Annotated in this window: 20 protein-coding genes; 19 read left to right on the top strand and 1 reads right to left on the bottom strand. The window is 54.9% G+C overall.

What is annotated here, in order from left to right; translation table 11 throughout:
• Positions 1-24 precede the first annotated feature (24 nt).
• The 15 genes from ruvC to ACZ5BW_RS14395 all read left to right on the top strand — a co-directional run bounded on the left by ruvC (position 25) and on the right by ACZ5BW_RS14395 (position 12,309).
• The gene (gene ruvC / locus ACZ5BW_RS14465) at positions 25-543 is read left to right on the top strand and encodes a crossover junction endodeoxyribonuclease RuvC (RefSeq protein WP_464543726.1); all 519 of its coding nucleotides are present in this window, start codon (positions 25-27) and stop codon (positions 541-543) included.
• Positions 540-1,133, top strand: a complete 594-nt coding sequence (gene ruvA / locus ACZ5BW_RS14460) for a Holliday junction branch migration protein RuvA (protein WP_464541175.1) — start codon at positions 540-542, stop codon at positions 1,131-1,133. Before ruvC ends, ruvA begins: the two co-directional genes overlap by 4 nt.
• A 137-nt stretch (positions 1,134-1,270) precedes the next feature.
• Positions 1,271-2,314, top strand: a complete 1,044-nt coding sequence (gene ruvB / locus ACZ5BW_RS14455) for a Holliday junction branch migration DNA helicase RuvB (protein ID WP_464541173.1) — start codon at positions 1,271-1,273, stop codon at positions 2,312-2,314.
• A gap of 78 nt (positions 2,315-2,392) precedes the next feature.
• Complete coding sequence (ybgC, locus tag ACZ5BW_RS14450; protein WP_464541171.1) at positions 2,393-2,815, top strand: tol-pal system-associated acyl-CoA thioesterase; 423 nt, start codon at positions 2,393-2,395, stop codon at positions 2,813-2,815.
• On the top strand, positions 2,812-3,498 hold the full coding sequence (tolQ, locus tag ACZ5BW_RS14445) for a protein TolQ (protein ID WP_464541169.1): 687 nt from the start codon (positions 2,812-2,814) through the stop codon (positions 3,496-3,498). Before ybgC ends, tolQ begins: the two co-directional genes overlap by 4 nt.
• Before the next feature lie 66 nt (positions 3,499-3,564).
• Positions 3,565-3,951 carry a protein TolR gene (gene tolR, locus ACZ5BW_RS14440; RefSeq protein WP_464541167.1) on the top strand — a complete coding sequence of 129 codons (387 nt, stop codon included), beginning with the start codon at positions 3,565-3,567 and terminating at the stop codon, positions 3,949-3,951.
• Positions 3,952-4,171: 220 nt separating this feature from the next.
• Entirely contained in the window at positions 4,172-5,185 is a 1,014-nt protein-coding gene (gene tolA / locus ACZ5BW_RS14435; protein WP_464541165.1) for a cell envelope integrity protein TolA, read from the top strand.
• Positions 5,186-5,216: 31 nt separating this feature from the next.
• Positions 5,217-6,542, top strand: a complete 1,326-nt coding sequence (gene tolB, locus ACZ5BW_RS14430) for a Tol-Pal system beta propeller repeat protein TolB (RefSeq protein ID WP_464541162.1) — start codon at positions 5,217-5,219, stop codon at positions 6,540-6,542.
• Positions 6,543-6,580: 38 nt separating this feature from the next.
• Positions 6,581-7,105 carry a peptidoglycan-associated lipoprotein Pal gene (pal, locus tag ACZ5BW_RS14425; RefSeq protein ID WP_464541160.1) on the top strand — a complete coding sequence of 175 codons (525 nt, stop codon included), beginning with the start codon at positions 6,581-6,583 and terminating at the stop codon, positions 7,103-7,105.
• A 2-nt stretch (positions 7,106-7,107) separates the two neighbouring features.
• Positions 7,108-8,019 (top strand): tol-pal system protein YbgF, encoded by a 912-nt coding sequence (gene ybgF / locus ACZ5BW_RS14420; RefSeq protein WP_464541158.1) that lies wholly within the window; start codon positions 7,108-7,110, stop codon positions 8,017-8,019.
• A gap of 45 nt (positions 8,020-8,064) precedes the next feature.
• Positions 8,065-8,769, top strand: coding sequence for a 7-carboxy-7-deazaguanine synthase QueE (gene queE, locus ACZ5BW_RS14415; RefSeq protein ID WP_464541156.1), 705 nt, complete (start codon positions 8,065-8,067; stop codon positions 8,767-8,769).
• Positions 8,770-8,903: 134 nt separating this feature from the next.
• A complete protein-coding gene (locus ACZ5BW_RS14410) occupies positions 8,904-10,139 on the top strand; it encodes an RNA-guided endonuclease InsQ/TnpB family protein (protein ID WP_464541154.1) in 1,236 nt (411 codons plus the stop codon).
• A 23-nt stretch (positions 10,140-10,162) separates the two neighbouring features.
• Positions 10,163-10,861, top strand: coding sequence for a 7-cyano-7-deazaguanine synthase QueC (gene queC, locus ACZ5BW_RS14405; RefSeq protein WP_464541152.1), 699 nt, complete (start codon positions 10,163-10,165; stop codon positions 10,859-10,861).
• Positions 10,862-10,898: 37 nt separating this feature from the next.
• A complete protein-coding gene (gene aat / locus ACZ5BW_RS14400; protein WP_464541150.1) occupies positions 10,899-11,597 on the top strand; it encodes a leucyl/phenylalanyl-tRNA--protein transferase in 699 nt (232 codons plus the stop codon).
• Positions 11,581-12,309, top strand: a complete 729-nt coding sequence (locus ACZ5BW_RS14395; RefSeq protein ID WP_113067836.1) for an arginyltransferase — start codon at positions 11,581-11,583, stop codon at positions 12,307-12,309. Before aat ends, ACZ5BW_RS14395 begins: the two co-directional genes overlap by 17 nt.
• Positions 12,310-12,359: 50 nt before the next feature.
• On the opposite strand, the gene ACZ5BW_RS14390 is transcribed toward ACZ5BW_RS14395, so the two are convergent.
• Complete coding sequence (locus ACZ5BW_RS14390) at positions 12,360-13,295, bottom strand: tetratricopeptide repeat protein (RefSeq protein WP_464541148.1); 936 nt, start codon at positions 13,293-13,295, stop codon at positions 12,360-12,362.
• A 158-nt stretch (positions 13,296-13,453) separates the two neighbouring features.
• On the opposite strand from ACZ5BW_RS14390, the gene ACZ5BW_RS14385 reads away from it, so the two are divergent.
• From ACZ5BW_RS14385 to ACZ5BW_RS14370, 4 genes are read left to right on the top strand one after another with little or no spacing between them, the layout of a single operon-like run.
• A complete protein-coding gene (locus ACZ5BW_RS14385) occupies positions 13,454-14,500 on the top strand; it encodes a quinone-dependent dihydroorotate dehydrogenase (protein ID WP_464543725.1) in 1,047 nt (348 codons plus the stop codon).
• Entirely contained in the window at positions 14,497-15,279 is a 783-nt protein-coding gene (gene rsxB, locus ACZ5BW_RS14380) for an electron transport complex subunit RsxB (RefSeq protein WP_464541146.1), read from the top strand. The genes ACZ5BW_RS14385 and rsxB overlap by 4 nt, the downstream gene beginning before the upstream one ends.
• Positions 15,276-15,923 (top strand): endonuclease III, encoded by a 648-nt coding sequence (gene nth, locus ACZ5BW_RS14375; protein WP_464541145.1) that lies wholly within the window; start codon positions 15,276-15,278, stop codon positions 15,921-15,923. Before rsxB ends, nth begins: the two co-directional genes overlap by 4 nt.
• A gap of 8 nt (positions 15,924-15,931) precedes the next feature.
• Entirely contained in the window at positions 15,932-16,360 is a 429-nt protein-coding gene (locus ACZ5BW_RS14370) for a DUF1841 family protein (RefSeq protein WP_464543724.1), read from the top strand.
• The last annotated feature ends 171 nt before the right edge of the window (positions 16,361-16,531 follow it).

Genomic DNA, 16,531 nt, shown 5'->3' with positions numbered 1-16,531 from the left:
TTCCGGCAGAAAAAAGGCAATAAAATCCGTATACTCGGCATAGATCCAGGCCTTCGGCTAACCGGTTTTGGAATCATCGACAAGACCGGCGGCAAACTGGTCTACGTCAGCAGTGGCCGCATCAGGACCGTTGAGGGTGAATTGCCGTTGCGCCTCAAATGCATCATGGATCACCTCAACGAAGTCATCGCAGAGCACAAGCCTGATCATGTCGCGATCGAGCAGGTGTTTGTCAATGTCAATCCCAAATCCACCTTGATGCTTGGGCAGGCCCGTGGCGCGGCGATATGCACGGCAGTGCTGAATAACCTGTCCGTTGCAGAATATACGGCGCTGCAGATCAAGCAGGCGGTGGTCGGTGAAGGCCACGCCCGCAAGGAACAGGTACAGGAAATGGTAAGACGGCTGTTGCGCCTCACCGGCCAGCCTGCGGCGGATGCCGCCGACGCCCTTGCCTGTGCTATCTGCCATGCCCATGGAGGGCTGGGGTTGGGTGCCCTGCCGACCGCCGGTTACCGGGTAAAGCGGGGACGCCTCATATGATCGGCAGAATAAGCGGGCTCCTGCTGGAAAAATTTCCCCCGCTGGTGCTGGTTGACGTCCAGGGTGTGGGTTATGAGATCGACGTGCCCATGAGCACGTTCTACAATCTGCCGGCCGTCGGCACGCAAATCACGCTCCACACCCATTTCGTCGTGCGCGAAGACGTGCATTTGCTTTTCGGTTTCGCTACAGAGGATGAGCGGCAGGCTTTTCGCCAGCTCGTCAAAATTTCCGGTGTTGGGGCGAGAACTGCGCTTGCTTTACTATCCGGCCTGAGCGTGGCTGACTTGCATCAGGCCGTGTCCGATCAGGATCCTGCCCGTCTGATCAGGATTCCCGGCATCGGCAAGAAGACGGCCGAACGCCTGCTGCTGGAATTGCGCGACAAACTTGACCTGGCCGTGTCCGCGATTCCGGGCGCAACGGGAGCCCAGCGCCCCTCAACAATGGGAAGCGATGTGCTGAATGCCCTGTTGTCTCTAGGGTATAATGATCGCGAGGCCAATTGGGCGGTCAGGCAGCTATCCGTGGATCTCTCCGTTTCGGACGGCATAAAACAGGCATTGAAGCTCTTGTCAAAAGAGAAATAACGTCTTTATGGGCAGTGGGAAAATCCCATCCTTCGGATTACCGCTCCGGAGCCGCCGATTTCCTGAAATGAATTTATCTCTGCAATCCGATACAACCAACAGAAAACCGGGCGGGATAGCCGCTTTTTGAATTGGGAATGATAGAAACAGACCGCCTGATCACCCCCGCACCCATTTCGTTTAAAGAAGAGGATCTGGAGCGGGCGCTGCGGCCGAAGCATCTGGCCGAATACATAGGCCAGGAAAAAATTCGTGGACAGTTGCAGATATTCATCGAGGCGGCAAGGCGGCGCAGGGAAGCGCTCGATCACGTACTGCTGTTTGGTCCGCCCGGTCTTGGTAAAACCACCCTTGCGCACATCATTGCCAAGGAGATGGGCGTGGGACTGCGCCAGACTTCCGGCCCGGTATTGGAACGTCCAGGCGATCTTGCCGCCCTGCTGACCAATCTCGAACCCAACGATGTTTTGTTCATAGATGAAATCCATCGCCTCTCCCCGATTGTGGAGGAAATTCTCTATCCGGCACTGGAGGATTACCAGCTCGACATCATGATCGGCGAAGGACCTGCGGCACGTTCGGTCAAGCTCGATTTGCCGCCTTTTACCCTGGTCGGTGCCACGACCCGCGCTGGCATGCTGACCAATCCGCTGCGTGACCGTTTTGGCATCATCTCGCGCCTGGAATTCTATTCAGTCGAAGAACTCACCCAGATCGTTATGCGCTCCGCTGCTTTGTTGGGAGCAGACATCTCTTCAGATGGCGCCACTGAAATTGCGCGCCGTTCGCGTGGAACGCCTCGCATTGTCAATCGTCTTCTGCGACGCGTGCGTGACTTCGCAGAAGTCAAGGCGGAGGGCCGCATTAACCGCCAGGTGGCCGACGCTGCCCTGCTCATGCTGGACGTGGATGCAATCGGACTCGATGTAATGGATAGAAAGCTGCTCCTCACCGTAATGGAAAAATTCGGCGGCGGTCCGGTCGGTGTCGATAACCTCGCCGCCGCCATCAGCGAAGAACGCGGAACCATAGAAGACGTGCTCGAACCTTACCTGATCCAGCAGGGGTATATGAAGCGCACCCCGCGCGGGCGCATGGCGACATCTATCGCATATCAACATTTTGGTCTGGCCTTGCCAAGGAATGGACTCAGCGGGGATTTGTGGGATGAGAATCAGTAGTAAACGCCCGTGATGCAATCGTAGCAGCCGGCGAACTGTTGCGATGTCGGCATCAATTTCTCAATTGATCAGATAAAGATGTCTTACTCAGGTCCCGAGGTTCTCTTTTCTTTACCCGTCCGCGTCTATTACCAGGATACCGATGCGGGCGGTGTGGTTTATCATTCAACTTATCTCGATTTCATGGAGCGTGCCCGCTACGAGTGGTTGCGCGAATTGGGGTTCAATATTCATTCATTAAGTCAGATTCATAAGGTGATTTTCATGGTACGTTCGCTTGGCATTGAATACTTTAAACCGGCCCTGCTGGATGACCTGCTGCACATTACAACGCAGGCAGCGGAATTGGGCAGAAGCCGCATCACGATCGCGCAACGGGTCTTGCGAGACGATGTTACGCTAGCTGCCGCTACCGTGCAGGCGGTGTGCGTGGGAGTGGATAGTCTGAAACCGGTGAGCGTCCCTGCTGCCTTGCGTCTCAAGCTTGGAAAATTATCATGAATCTGACTGTTGGCCAGGATATGTCCCTTTTTCAGCTCATCGGCAGCGCGAGTTTGCCGGTGCAGCTGGTGATGCTGCTGCTGGTGATCGCTTCACTGATGTCATGGTGGTACATTTTTCGCAAACTGTTCGTCATCCGCGAGGCGGAGAGGCAGTGCGATGAATTCGAGAATGTTTTCTGGAAGGGAACCGATCTCAATGCACTTTTCCAGAGCGCTGCTGCTTCCCGTCATACCGCAGGCAGCATGGAACGGATATTCGAGGCAGGTTTCCGGGAATTCATGAAGCACAGGCGTCAGCCGGGAATGGATACCGGTACGGCCATGGACAGCACCCGTCGTGCCATGCGCGCGACCTACCAGCGCGAAATGGATCGTCTTGAATCGCATCTCTCTTTTCTTGCGACGGTCGGCTCTGTGAGCCCGTATGTGGGATTGTTCGGCACCGTCTGGGGCATCATGAATTCATTTCGCGGTTTGTCCAATGTCGCTCAGGCCACCATCGCCCATGTTGCGCCGGGCATTGCCGAAGCGCTGATTGCCACCGCCATGGGCCTGTTTGCCGCGATTCCCGCGGTTATCGCTTATAACCGCTATGCCAGCAGTATGGACAGGCTGGCCACGCGGTTCGAGAGCTTCATGGAAGAAATGTCGAATGTTCTGCAGCGACAGGCCGGCGGTTAGGAACGTGAATAAGGATAGTTTCGGAGAGCGGAGATTGTGACTGAGCGACGCGCCAGAAGGCGCCTGATGAATGAGATAAACGTCGTACCCTACATTGACGTGATGCTGGTGCTGCTCGTCATTTTCATGATTACGGCGCCGCTCATCACTCCGGGCGAAATTGAACTGCCGCAGATCGGGAAGTCGTTATCACCGCCGGTTGCTCCGCTAGAGGTGATTGTCAAGGCCAACGGTATTCTGGCACTGAATGATCGCTCTGTCAGAGAGGGCGAGAAGCAGGTCAGTCGTAAGGAGCTTGTCGAGGTGATCAAGCAGAAACAGGCGGCAAATGCCGAGCAGCCGGTGGTGATTGCCGGCGACAAAAATGCGCGCTACGAGGAAGTGATGAACGTGATGGATATTCTGCAACAGCAGCAGGTGAAGAAGGTGGGGCTGCTGGCCAGGCCGAAATGAGCACGCCTCTGAAAATTCGGATTTGCAGTCGTCCTTTGCAGTCCTTCCGTGTGGGTCGGCCGCTTGTTCGTGCTACCCCGTTGCAAGCTTTTGCTGCTTGCAAAAGATATGTTTCCATGCATTCAGCGTGTCTTGACGCTGGAATTTGTGTTTGCCTCCAGACTATTGAACGAGCTTGCTTGTAAGTTTGGGTTAGACGCCCACAACGAATACGAATGCCATGGCGTTGAGAAAATTCGTTCGACCTGAACCAGGGCGAGTGCCGGCGGCAGTGCTGGCGGTGCTGGTTCACCTCGTTTTTTTTGCTTTCCTGATTTTCGGCCTCAATTGGAAAACCGAGCCACCGGAAGGAATGATGGTGGATTTATGGAGCAGCCTTCCGCCTGCACCGGCACCCGTGGTAAGGGCAGCGCCTCCTCCGCCGCCGAAGCCGGTTGAGCCGGCTCCGGAGGTAAAGCCGCCCGAAACAAAACCGGTGCCGAAGCCGGAAACACCGCCTCCCCCTAAACCTGATATCGCCATAAAGGAGAAAACCGAGAAACCCAAGCCGGAAAAAAAACCGGTAGAAAACAAGCGGCAACTGGAGAAAGAGCGTAAGGAAAAAGAGCGTAAGGAAAAAGAACTGCAGGAAAAAAAGGAACAGGAGCAGAGGGAAAAAGAACGGGAGGAAAAAGCCGAGACGGAGCGGAAAGAGAAGGAGCAGAAGGAGAAGGAACGGAAGGAGAAAGCCGAAAAGGAACGGAAAGAGAAGGAACGCAGAGAAGAAGAACGAAGAGAAAAGGAACGGAAAGAGAAGGAACAGAAGGAGAAAGAACGGAAGGAGAAAGTCGAGAAGGAACGGAAGGAGAAAGAACAGCAGGCGCGGGTTGCAGCAGAGGTGGAGCAGCTTCGGCGCGAACAGGAAGAACGCGACAGGCTTCAGGCCGAAGCGGCGGCACAAGCGCGGCTGGCGAAGGAGATTGACGAATATAAGGCGAGAATTCTTGCCAAGATAAGAAGGAATATCGTGATGCCGCAGGATCTGCCTGGAAACCCGGTTGTCGAGTTCGATGTTACTGTGCTTCCGGGGGGCGATATCCTCGATGTCAGGCTGCGCAAGAGCAGTGGATTCGCTGCTTTCGACAGTGCGGTAGAGCGGGCTATTGCCTTGTCCAGGCCGCTTCCGCTGCCGCCCGATCCCGCGCTTTTTCCGAAGTTCCGCAACTTGAGTGTCAAGGTGCATTACCTTGAATGACTGGTATAATCTGTTGTTTCAAAATTAACTTATGGCCATTGCTATGCTGCCCATGCCGTCCTGCTCGCATAAACTTTCCGGCTCTGCTGCCGTTTTGTTCTTCTTGTGGCTGGTCTGCTCGCCGGTGCAGGCTGCTCTCAACATCGAAATTTTCGGTGGAGGCGCCAACCAGATTCCTGTCGCGATAGTTCCCTTTGCGGAAGAGGAAAGACTGGGTGCGCAAAGCCTTACGCCCGTCATTTCGGCGGATCTGCGGCGTACAGGATTATTTAAGCTGGTCGATGCCGGAGGGCTGCGACCTCATGAACCGGTCGAGGTTTCGTATCCGGATTGGATCGGTCGGGGTGCGAGCGCGCTCGCCATTGGTACCGCGATACCCGTCTCCGGAGGACAGATATCGATCCGCGTGCGGTTGCTGGATGTGGCAAGGCGGACAGAACTGGGAAGTTATGTCGAGACAGTGCCGCCAGAGCAACTGCGCGCTGCCGCCCACCGCATTGCTGACATGATCTACGAAAAGCTGACCGGCGATGCTGGCGTGTTCAGCACTCGCATTGCCTACGTGATCAAGCAGGGGAAGAAATACTCGCTCCAGGTGGCGGATGCGGACGGGGTTAATGCCCAGCCGGTCATTGAATATACGGAGCCGATCATATCGCCCGCCTGGTCCCCGGACGGCACGCGACTGGCATACGTCTCTTTCGAGAACAAGAAGCCGGTGGTTTACGTTCAGGCCCTTGCGACCCGGGCACGCAAGGCGGTCGCAAATTTCAGGGGGAGCAATAGTGCGCCGGCATGGTCCCCGGATGGCAGGAAGCTTGCGGTTGTGCTATCTGTAATGGGTGGATCGCAAATCTTTCTGATCAACTCCGATGGCGGAGGGCTCCAGCGCCTTACTCAAAGTTCCGGCATCGATACCGAGCCAAGTTTTTCGCCTGATGGCCGTTATATCATTTTCACCTCCGACCGTGGCGGCAGTCCTCAAATTTATCGGATGCCTGTCACAGGAGGTGTATCCAAGGTTGCGGAACGTCTTACTTTCGAGGGAAGCTACAACGTGAGTCCCCGTTACAGTCCTGATGGAAAAGGTTTTACTTTTATCCACCGCAGCGGCGATAGATTCAACGTGGCGATTCAGGACTTCGCGACCGGCCAGGTGCGGTTGCTCACGGATTCGAAATTCGACGAATCGCCAAGCTTTGCCCCTAACGGCAGAATGGTTCTTTATGCAACTGAAATACGGGGCCGTGGTATATTATCCGCGGTTTCGAGTGACGGGAGAACGCGACAACAGCTTTCAACGCAGGCTGGTGATATAAGAGAACCGGCGTGGGGTCCGCTACGGCGTCTGCAGTAATTCCAGTGTATTTTTGGCTAACCTAAAAGGGAATAGAAATGAAAAAAGTTTTGGGCGTGTTATTGATCAGCCTGTTGACGGCCTGCGCCAGCCAGACAAAGCAACCCGGTGACGAGGATATGGAAGATAGAGATCGATCCAGGGATGCTGCCACGCAAAGGGAGAGCATGCAGGCTGAGGATTACACATCCCCAACCCTCAATCCGCTTACCGATCCGAACAGCATCCTTTCCAAGCGCAGCATTTATTTCGATTTCGACAGCTATGTAGTAAAGGATGAATTCAGGTCTCTGGTCGCGGCACATGCGAAGTACCTGCGTGAGCATCCCAATGCCAGGGTGTTGCTGCAGGGGAACACGGACGAGCGCGGCAGCCGCGAGTATAACCTGGCGTTGGGTCAGCGCCGCGCGGATGCGGTCAAGTATACAATGACGCTATCAGGTGCCCAGGAGGGGCAGATTGAGGCTGTGAGCCTTGGCGAGGAAAAGCCCCATGCAATGGGTCATGACGAGGCTGCATGGGCTGAAAACCGCCGGGTGGATATCCGTTATCAGGGTGAATAACCATGCTCCCGCGCACTTTCCTGCTGTCGGTTCTGATTGTCTGTGGTTCGGTTCATGCGAGAACCTTCGATGATGACAGGGCGCCGCGCCGTATGGTCGCGCAGCAGGCTTCGATGGGTGAACTGCGGAATCAGGGACAAACGTTGGAATCTCGTGTTGGCAGACTCGAAGAAGATCTCGGTAGCCGGCCATTGCTGGAGCTTCACAGCCAGATAGAAAGCCTGCGGCTCGATCTGAACAGGTTACGGGGCCAGATCGAGGTGCTGGTCAATGAAAATGAACTGGCGCAGAAACGGCAGCGGGATTTCTACGTTGATCTCGATAACCGGCTCAGGCGGCTGGAGCAGGCGGAAGGAGCCGATGGGACGGGGGCGCCCAGGTCAGACCTATCCTCCCCCGCTGCATCCAGCTCCGCCATTGATTCCAATGCAGGTCTGAATTCTGGTCAGGGAGCGAAAGGAACTGCATCTGCTCCTGCCTCGGCTGCTGCAGTTTCGTCCGAATACGATACGCCTGCCAACAGGAATCCCGTCGCCGAGGGCCCCGCTGGCCGCGCCTATGAGAGCGGATACGATCTGTTCAAGACAGGCAAGTACAAGGAAGCCATATCCAGCTTCAACAGCTTTCTCAGGTCTTATCCCGAATCAAGTTTTGCTGCCAGCGCTCACTACTGGATCGGAAATTCCTTTTATGCATTGCGCGAATTCAAGAATGCCGTTGCCGCACAGGAAGCGCTGATCAAAACCTATCCGGACAGCCCCAAAGTACCGGATGCGATGCTGAATATAGCCAGCAGCCAGTTGGAGCTGAATAAAAAAGATGCCGCCCGGACAACTCTGGAAAACGTCATTGTCAGATATCCCGGCAGCGATGCAGCAGACAAAGCCAAACGACGGTTAATCAGTATCAAGTAGCGTGTGGGCCGGCAGGACATTTTCCTGCCGGCTTCCGTCCTGTATATGGTTCAGACCCTATCCCCGCATTTCCCACATCTGTCCAGGAAGATTACATCTTCCGCGGAAACGGCAAGCTTGCGGGTCAATGAGATTTTTCTATCCCTGCAGGGAGAAACCAGCCGTGTGGGACTACCCACTGTTTTCGTGCGGCTCACCGGTTGTCCTCTGCGTTGCGGCTACTGTGATACTGCGTATGCGTTCCATGAGGGCGAACGCATGTCCCTTGCCGCTATTCTCTCGGAGGTGGCAAGGCATGGCGCGCGTCATGTTACCGTAACAGGGGGAGAGCCCCTGGCTCAAAAAGAGTGCCTGGCTTTGCTTCGATTGCTGTGTGATGCGGGTTATTCGGCATCACTGGAAACCAGTGGTGCGCTGGATATATCCGGCGTGGATGAGCGCGTGTCCAGGATCCTGGACCTCAAAACGCCCGGTTCCGGAGAGGTGGAAAAAAATCTCTGGAGCAACATTCAGTGCCTTACGAGCCATGATGAGGTAAAGTTTGTGCTCTGTGACGAAGGCGATTACCGGTGGGCGGTCGAGATGATGGGTAAGCATCGGTTGGACCGTACTTGTCCTGTGTTGTTTTCTCCAGTCCATGGCAGACTGGATCCGACTGTCCTTGCGGGATGGATCTTACGGGATCGGCTGCCGGTACGCATGCAGGTTCAGTTGCACAAATTGCTGTGGGGGGAGAGGCCGGGACGATAACGGGTACTAACAGGGTAAAATAGGCTGTGTTGTGACTCGTTTTTTACCAAATTTGCGCGGAAAGCTCCCCCATTCATGGGGGAGATGGATAGCGCGAACGCTGGAAGCGTCCATCCAAATTTATAATTTGAGCCATGCAACGACTCCAGGCCTATAAATTCGAGCTAAAGCCCAACGGCGAACAGCAGCGCATGTTGCGCTGCTTCGTCGGTTCGTGTCGGTTCGTCTATAACAAGGCGCTGGCGTTGCAGAAGGAACGACACGAGCAGGGCGAGAAGAAGCTCGGCTATGCCGGGCTGTGCGCGCTGCTGGTTGAATGGAAGGCAGATGTCGCCACAGCGTGGCTGGCAGAAATCCCTTCCCAAGCCCTGCAACAGACACTCAAGGATTTGGAGCGGGCCTACGCCAACTTCTTTGCCAAGCGTGCCGACTTCCCGCGTTTCAAGAAGAAGGGTCAGAGCGACAGCTTCCGCTATCCGCAAGGGGTGAAGCTCGATCAGGCAAACAGCCGCATCTTCCTGCCAAAGCTGGGCTGGCTGCACTATCGCAACAGCCGAGGCGTGTTCGGCACGGTGAAGAACGTCACCGTCAGCCTGAGTAGCGGTAAATGGTTCGTCAGCATTCAGACGCGCCGCGAGGTCGAGCAGCCGCTTCCGCACGGCGGCGCGGTCGGTATCGACATGGGCATCGCCCGCTTCGCCACGCTGTCGGATGGCAGTCACCTTGCGCCGATCAACAGTTTCAAGCGACACGAAGCCGCGCTGCGCAAAGCGCAGCAGGCCATGAGCCGCAAAACCAGGTTCAGCAACAACTGGAAGAAGGCCAAGGCCAGAGTCCAGAAGATTCATGCCCGCATCGGCAACGCCCGCTGCGACTACTTGCACAAGGCCACGACAGCTATCAGCCAAAACCACGCGATGGTGTGTATCGAGGACTTGCGGGTGCGGAACCTGTCCAGGTCGGGAGCAGGCACAACCGGGAATCCGGGGAGAAACGTTCGGGCCAAGTCCGGTCTGAACAAAGCCATCCTCGATCAAGGCTGGTTCGAGTTCCGCCGCCAGCTGGACTACAAGCTGGCGTGGAATGGTGGCTGGCTCATCGCCGTACCACCACAGAGCACCAGCCGCACATGCCCATGCTGCGGCCATGTGTCCAAAGACAACCGCCAAACGCAAGCGCAATTTCTTTGTGTGGAATGCGGCTTCGAGAAAAACGCCGATGTGGTCGGCGCAATCAATGTTTTAAGGGCGGGACACGCCCGGTTCGCCTGTGAAGTGAGCGGTGCAGTAATGCCGCCAGCAGCAGGAACCCACCGAAGCGACTCAGTACGATATGTCGCACTGAGCGCCGTAGGAATCTCCGGCCTTTAGGCCGGGGAGGATATCAAAACTTTATGGTTAAGGCAGTCGTGCTGCTGTCAGGTGGTCTGGACTCAGCCACCGCCCTTGCTATCGCTCGCCAGCAAGGATATGAGTGTTATGCCTTGAGTGTGAGCTACGGGCAGCGCCACGGCTCGGAGCTCGCGGCGGCAAAAAATCTTGCCCACTCCCTGGGTGCCGCCGCCCATAAAGTCATTGAAGTGGACCTTTCCACATTTGGCGGCTCCGCGCTTATCGATAAAGAGCGTGAAATTCCGACTGGCGGGGTTACGCTAGGCATCCCCAGCACTTACGTACCCGCGCGTAATACCATCATGCTTTCCCTTGCGCTGGCCTGGGCCGAAGTGCTTGGGAGCGGGGATATTTTCATCGGGGTTAACGCCATTGACTATTCTGGCTACCCAGATTGCCGTCCTGAGTACATCGAAGCCTTCGAGACGATGGCGAATCTCGCGACAAAAACAGGAACTGAAGGGGCGCGCCTGACTATTCACGCGCCTCTCATGAACTTGTCGAAGGCGGAGATCATAAAGAGGGGATGCTTGCTGGATGTTGACTACAGCATGACCGTTTCCTGCTATCAGGCGGACGATGTCGGGCTGGCCTGCGGCGTATGTGATTCCTGCCGGTTGCGACGGGCTGGCTTCGAATCGGCGAATGTCCCTGACGTAACGCGTTATCACGCAGGCTTCCGGCAGACGACTGCTCCCTGATACTCAAACAGAAGGTATTCAACGCCTTGCTTGTTTCATGATTCCCTGGCTCTCGTCTGATTCACCTTTCCCTCCGCTGCACACGGCGCTCATTCAGCCCAACGGCCTGCTGGCAGTAGGAGGTGATCTCTCGCCGCATCGGCTTATCGAAGCATACAGCCAGGGAATCTTTCCATGGTTCAACGATGGAGATCCCATTCTCTGGTGGAGTCCCGATCCCCGCATGGTGCTGTTTCCGGGCGAGCTTAAAGTATCTCGTTCATTGCAAAAATCGCTGCGAAAGGGCAATTATGAAATCCGCATCGACAGGGATTTCACCCAGGTCATGGAGGCTTGCGCTGCACCGCGGCGAGACAGTTGCGGAACCTGGATACAGGATGAAATGATTTTCGCCTATACCGTGTTGCATGAAATGGGCTTCGCCCATTCCGTGGAAACCTGGATGGACGGTAAATTGGTAGGAGGACTATATGGAGTTGCGCTGGGACGGGTATTCTTCGGTGAATCCATGTTCTCACGCGTTTCCGATGCTTCCAAAATCGCATTTGTGCACCTGGTGCGGCAACTGGAGCGATGGGGATTTGAAATGATTGATTGCCAGATGAAAACTGCTCATCTTGCGTCCCTTGGCGCGCGTGAAATCCCTCGCAAGGAATTTAGTCAAAGATTGAAAGAATTGGTAAACTATGCGGAACGAGGCGAAAAATGGTGTTTCGATCATGAGCAAGTTGAATGATCTTCCTGCATCCACGCTACAGTTCTACACTACCGCGTCTTATCCATGCAGCTATCTCCCTGAGCAGCTGGCACGCTCTCAGGTAGCGACTCCCAGTCACCTGATCGACACCATTGTTTATGGCGGCCTCGTACAAGCTGGTTTTCGTCGCAGCGGGGCTTTTACCTATCGTCCTTTCTGCGACAATTGCCGCGCCTGCCTTCCGGTGCGTGTGGTAGTTGATAGTCTGACCCTCCGCCGAAGCCAGCGCCGTTCCTGGGAGCGACATCGGCACCTGGTTGCGACTCAGCACGATTTATATTATCACCCCGATCACTACGCATTGTATCTTCGTTATCAGGCTCAACGCCACTCGGGTGGCGGCATGGATCGGGACAGCCGCGAGCAGTACCGGCATTTTCTGCTGCCCAGCAACGTCGATTCAAAACTGGTGGAATTCCGGGAAAACGGTATTTTACGGATGGTCAGCATCATCGATGAGCTGCCTGACGGAATATCGTCGGTCTACACTTTTTTCGACCCGGATGTGCCGGGCGCGAGTTTTGGTACCTATAATATCCTGTGGCAAGTGCACCAGTGCCGCGAATTGAAGCTCCCTTATCTTTACCTCGGCTACTGGATCAAGGATAGCCGAAAAATGGCGTACAAAGCGGCATTCAGGCCATTGCAAGCCTTGATCAACGGACAATGGGAACCGTTGGAAAATCTCTGATCACCCTTCCCGCAGCTTCCCCTGAAACATCACTTTATTCCCCGCTTGATTCACTGCTTCTCCTTCCGGATAGCCGCTGCCCGTTTAGCCAGCGGCTCAGCCTTGTGGGTATAACCAATCTCCCGATACAGTTGCGCCAGGTTTTCCAGGCTCGTTGCCACATTCGGGTGATCCGGGCCGAGCGTTTCTTCAGAGATGAGCAGCGCACGGCGAAACAGCGGTTCAGCGTGAGGGTATTTACCCTGGTCTTTATACAGTCCGCCGAGATTATTCAAACTCAAGGCGACGTTGGGATGATTCGGTCCGAAAGCTTTTTTCGTGATTGCAAATACACGCTTGTATAAAGGTTCAGCTTTCGCATACTGCTTCTGAGCATTGTAAAGCAAGGCGAGATTGTTGAGACTCATGGCCAGGTTGGGATGGTGCGGCCCTCCCGTTTTTTCCAATATCGCCACTGCCCGTTTGAGGAGGGGTTCGGCCTGAGGATATTGTCCTTGCGCCTGATATAACTGTGCCAGATTGTTCAGGCTTGCAGCGACGTTGGGATGCTCCCCCCCGAATGCTTTCTCATCGATCGCCAGCGCACGCTTGTAAAGCGACTCGGCCTCCGCATGATCCCCTTTGTTCCGGTACAGCATGGCCAGGTTATTCAGCGTTGCGGCCACTTCCGGACTTTCTGCGCCCAATGATTTTTCAAAAATTGCCTGCGCACGCTTGAGAAGCGGTTCCGCCTCCTTGTAGTGTCCCTGGGCACTCTGGATCATGGCAAGGCTGTTGAGGCTGGTAGCAATATCCGGATGATCCGGCTCCAACCCCTGTTCTGCTGCTTGCAACGCTTTCTTCGCCGCTACCGCCGCTCCTTTATAGTCTCCCTGCTGATAAAATGTTTCCACCTCATCGTTGAGCTTGTCCCATAATGTGGCGGCCCGAGCAGTTCCCGAAAATAAAATGAGAACCAGAATCAAAGAAAGGTGCTGCAACTTCATGAATGCTCCTGTTCAAGACTGATGCAACCGATATCCCGGGTATGTCTTCAATATGACGGCATGGCGTCTGAAGCCCGCCTGTTATCACAGATCACAGACCCGGTATAGACCGGATCGGGCAACAAGCGTTCACCCTGGCGGTAATGGTAAAATGAATGATGCTCTACTCATTGCTCCGCCCGCTGGTATTTGCTCTCGAACCCGAAACAGCGCATCGTATTGCCTTCAATGCGATGGAAACGGCACACCGGCTTGGGTTCTACCATGCGCATTCCGTACCCTGCCAGTCCCGCAGCATAATGGGGCTGACTTTTCCCAATCCTGTCGGACTGGCAGCGGGACTGGACAAGAACGGCGAACATATAGACGCGCTGGCGACTCTTGGATTCGGATTTATCGAAATCGGCACGGTCACGCCCCGGCCACAGCCGGGAAATCCGAAGCCCCGATTGTTTCGCCTGCCGCAGGCAAATTCCATTATCAACCGCATGGGCTTCAATAATAACGGTATCGAGCGTCTTATCGCAAACGTGAAGACGATGAGCTACAAAGGTATTCTGGGGATCAACATCGGTAAAAACTTCGACACCCCGGTAGAAAAGGCGGTGGATGACTATCTGACATGCCTGTGCAAGGCCTATCGCTATGCCAGTTATATCACCGTCAACATTTCTTCTCCAAATACCCCTAATCTTCGACAGCTGCAACAGGCCACCGAACTGGATTCCCTGCTCGCCACGCTGAAACTGAATCAGCAGCGTCTGGCCGACGACCATGGGAAATACACTCCGCTGGTGGTGAAAATCGCTCCTGACCTCGAGTTGCCGGAAATCGATTCCATCGCCGCGCTGTTGATGAAGCATCGGATTGACGGCGTTATTGCCACCAATACCACCCTCTCCCGGGCAGGTGTAGAAACACTCCCCCATGCGCGGGAAGCTGGCGGATTGAGCGGTGCGCCGCTTGCAAAACGCGCGACGTCAGTCATCGCGCGCCTCCACCATGCCCTGCAAGGGGCTCTGCCCATTATCGGAGCGGGCGGCATCATGGATACGGCAGGTGCCACCGAAAAAATCGAGGCCGGCGCCAGCCTGATACAGATATATAGCGGTCTCGTTTATCGCGGCCCCCATCTGGTACGTGAGATTGCACAAGTGTTGTGCAAGGCAGATGGGAAGCGCGCGGATGTTGCGGGTGCAGCATGAAAGAAATTTCTCTGGCAGAGGAAATTGATGCCATTCTTCCGCAAACCCAGTGCCGCCAGTGCGGATTTTCGGGTTGCCGGCCTTACGCCGAAGCAATTGCAGAGGGGAGGGCACAGATCAACCAGTGCCCTCCTGGCGGAGAAGACGGCATCCATCAACTGGCTCGGCTGCTGAGGATAGAGTTCCTTCCTTTGAATACAGCTCATGGCGTATTCAAACCGAAAGAAGTGGCATTGATTGATGAGCAAGCATGCATAGGCTGTACTTTATGCATACAAGCCTGTCCAGTGGATGCGATTGTAGGGGCGGCAAGACAAATGCATACGGTTATTTCCGGGGAATGCACCGGTTGCTCGTTATGCCTCGAACCCTGCCCGGTAGACTGTATCCAGATGGTTTTTTCAAAAGAGCGTTCTGCGAGCACCGGGATCGGCGTCCGCGTTTCGTGGATTGAATCGGACCATCAAGACTACGAAGTGGAGAAGGTGGAAAAGGTGGAAAAGGTGGAAAAAAAGAAAGCAGCTGGTCGCGCTCGCGCGCGCTACCAGTTGCGGTTGCAGCGGCTGGAACGCGAGAAACAGGGAAGGGAGGAAAGACTGACAAAAAGAACCGAAGCAACAGCTACCGTGGTGCGTTTATCATCCGCGGCCAGTCTGAAAAAAATCACCATTCGGGCGGCGTTGGAGCGCGCAAAGGCTGCCAGGGCACAGGCATCGTCCGGAATATCAAAAAAAGAGGACTGGAGTGACAGAACGTCAGATATTCCCGGTGGCTCATGAATTCAAACATACGGCGTGAGATTTTTACCCGCTTCAGGGCCGCCAATCCTCATCCTACCACTGAGCTGGAGTACAACTCCCCATTTGAATTGCTGGTAGCAGTGGCGCTCTCCGCCCAGGCGACTGACAAAAGCGTGAACCTTGCCACCCGCAAGCTCTTTCCCAGGGCCAACACACCCGAGGCGATACTTGCACTGGGGGAAGAAGGGTTGAGGGAATACATCAAGAGCATCGGCTTGTACAAAACGAAAGCAAGGAACATACTTGCAACATGCCGCATGCTCGTTGATCAGTATGGCGGAAAAGTGCCCCAAACGCGGGAGCAGCTGGAAAAACTGCCGGGTGTGGGGCGCAAGACCGCGAATGTGTTACTGAATACTGCCTTTGGTCAGCCCACTATTGCGGTGGATACCCATATTTTCCGTGTGGCCAATCGCACCGGAATCGCAAGGGGAAAAAACGTACTGGAAGTGGAGTCAAAGCTCCTCAAATGCGTCCCCAAAGAATTCCGTCAGGATGCACACCACTGGTTGATTTTGCATGGACGCTACACCTGCGTGGCAAGAAAACCAAAATGTGCGATCTGCCTGATAAACGACCTGTGTGAATACGAGTCAAAAAACTTTGAGGATGCTCCTCAGTAAAAAACTTGATATTCAATCCTTCCAGAGACCAGGCGCGTCAATTCTTTTTTGAAACCTGGCGCAAATACAAGCAACGGGAAATGCTCAGCGCGATGGAGGACATAGCGCTTGAGGTGATTTTGCAGCACCCGGAATACCATGCACTGCTTGATGATGTGGAACATTATCAGGATAAGGATTACCTGCCTGAAATGGGCGAAACCAATCCGTTTCTGCACATGGGGATGCATATTGCCATCAAGGAGCAGCTTTCAATAGATCAACCGGCAGGAGTCCGCGCGCGATTCGAGCGTCTGCTGAAGAAAACCGGCAACGAGCATACAGCCATGCACCATACCATGGAATGCCTGGCAGAAATGATCTGGCAGGCACAACGAAACCAGACCACGTATGACGTGATGGTTTATTTCGAATGCCTGGATAGACAGGAAATCTGATATTCGAAGCGATGCTGTCGGACGCTTCGGCGGGTTATTCGAGTGTCAGGCAAGCAGGCGAGAAGAAAGCTTTTCCTGAGATTTTCCTATCCGTGTCCTTCGTCCACCTGAAGGGCTCTGAACGAGGCGCCTGAACAGTTCTCCGCGGAGCGCATCGAAGCACTCGCGCGG

It is taken from the genome of Nitrosospira sp. TNL300 (assembly GCF_055385915.1).
This window is presented reverse-complemented; position numbering and strand designations above follow the sequence as displayed.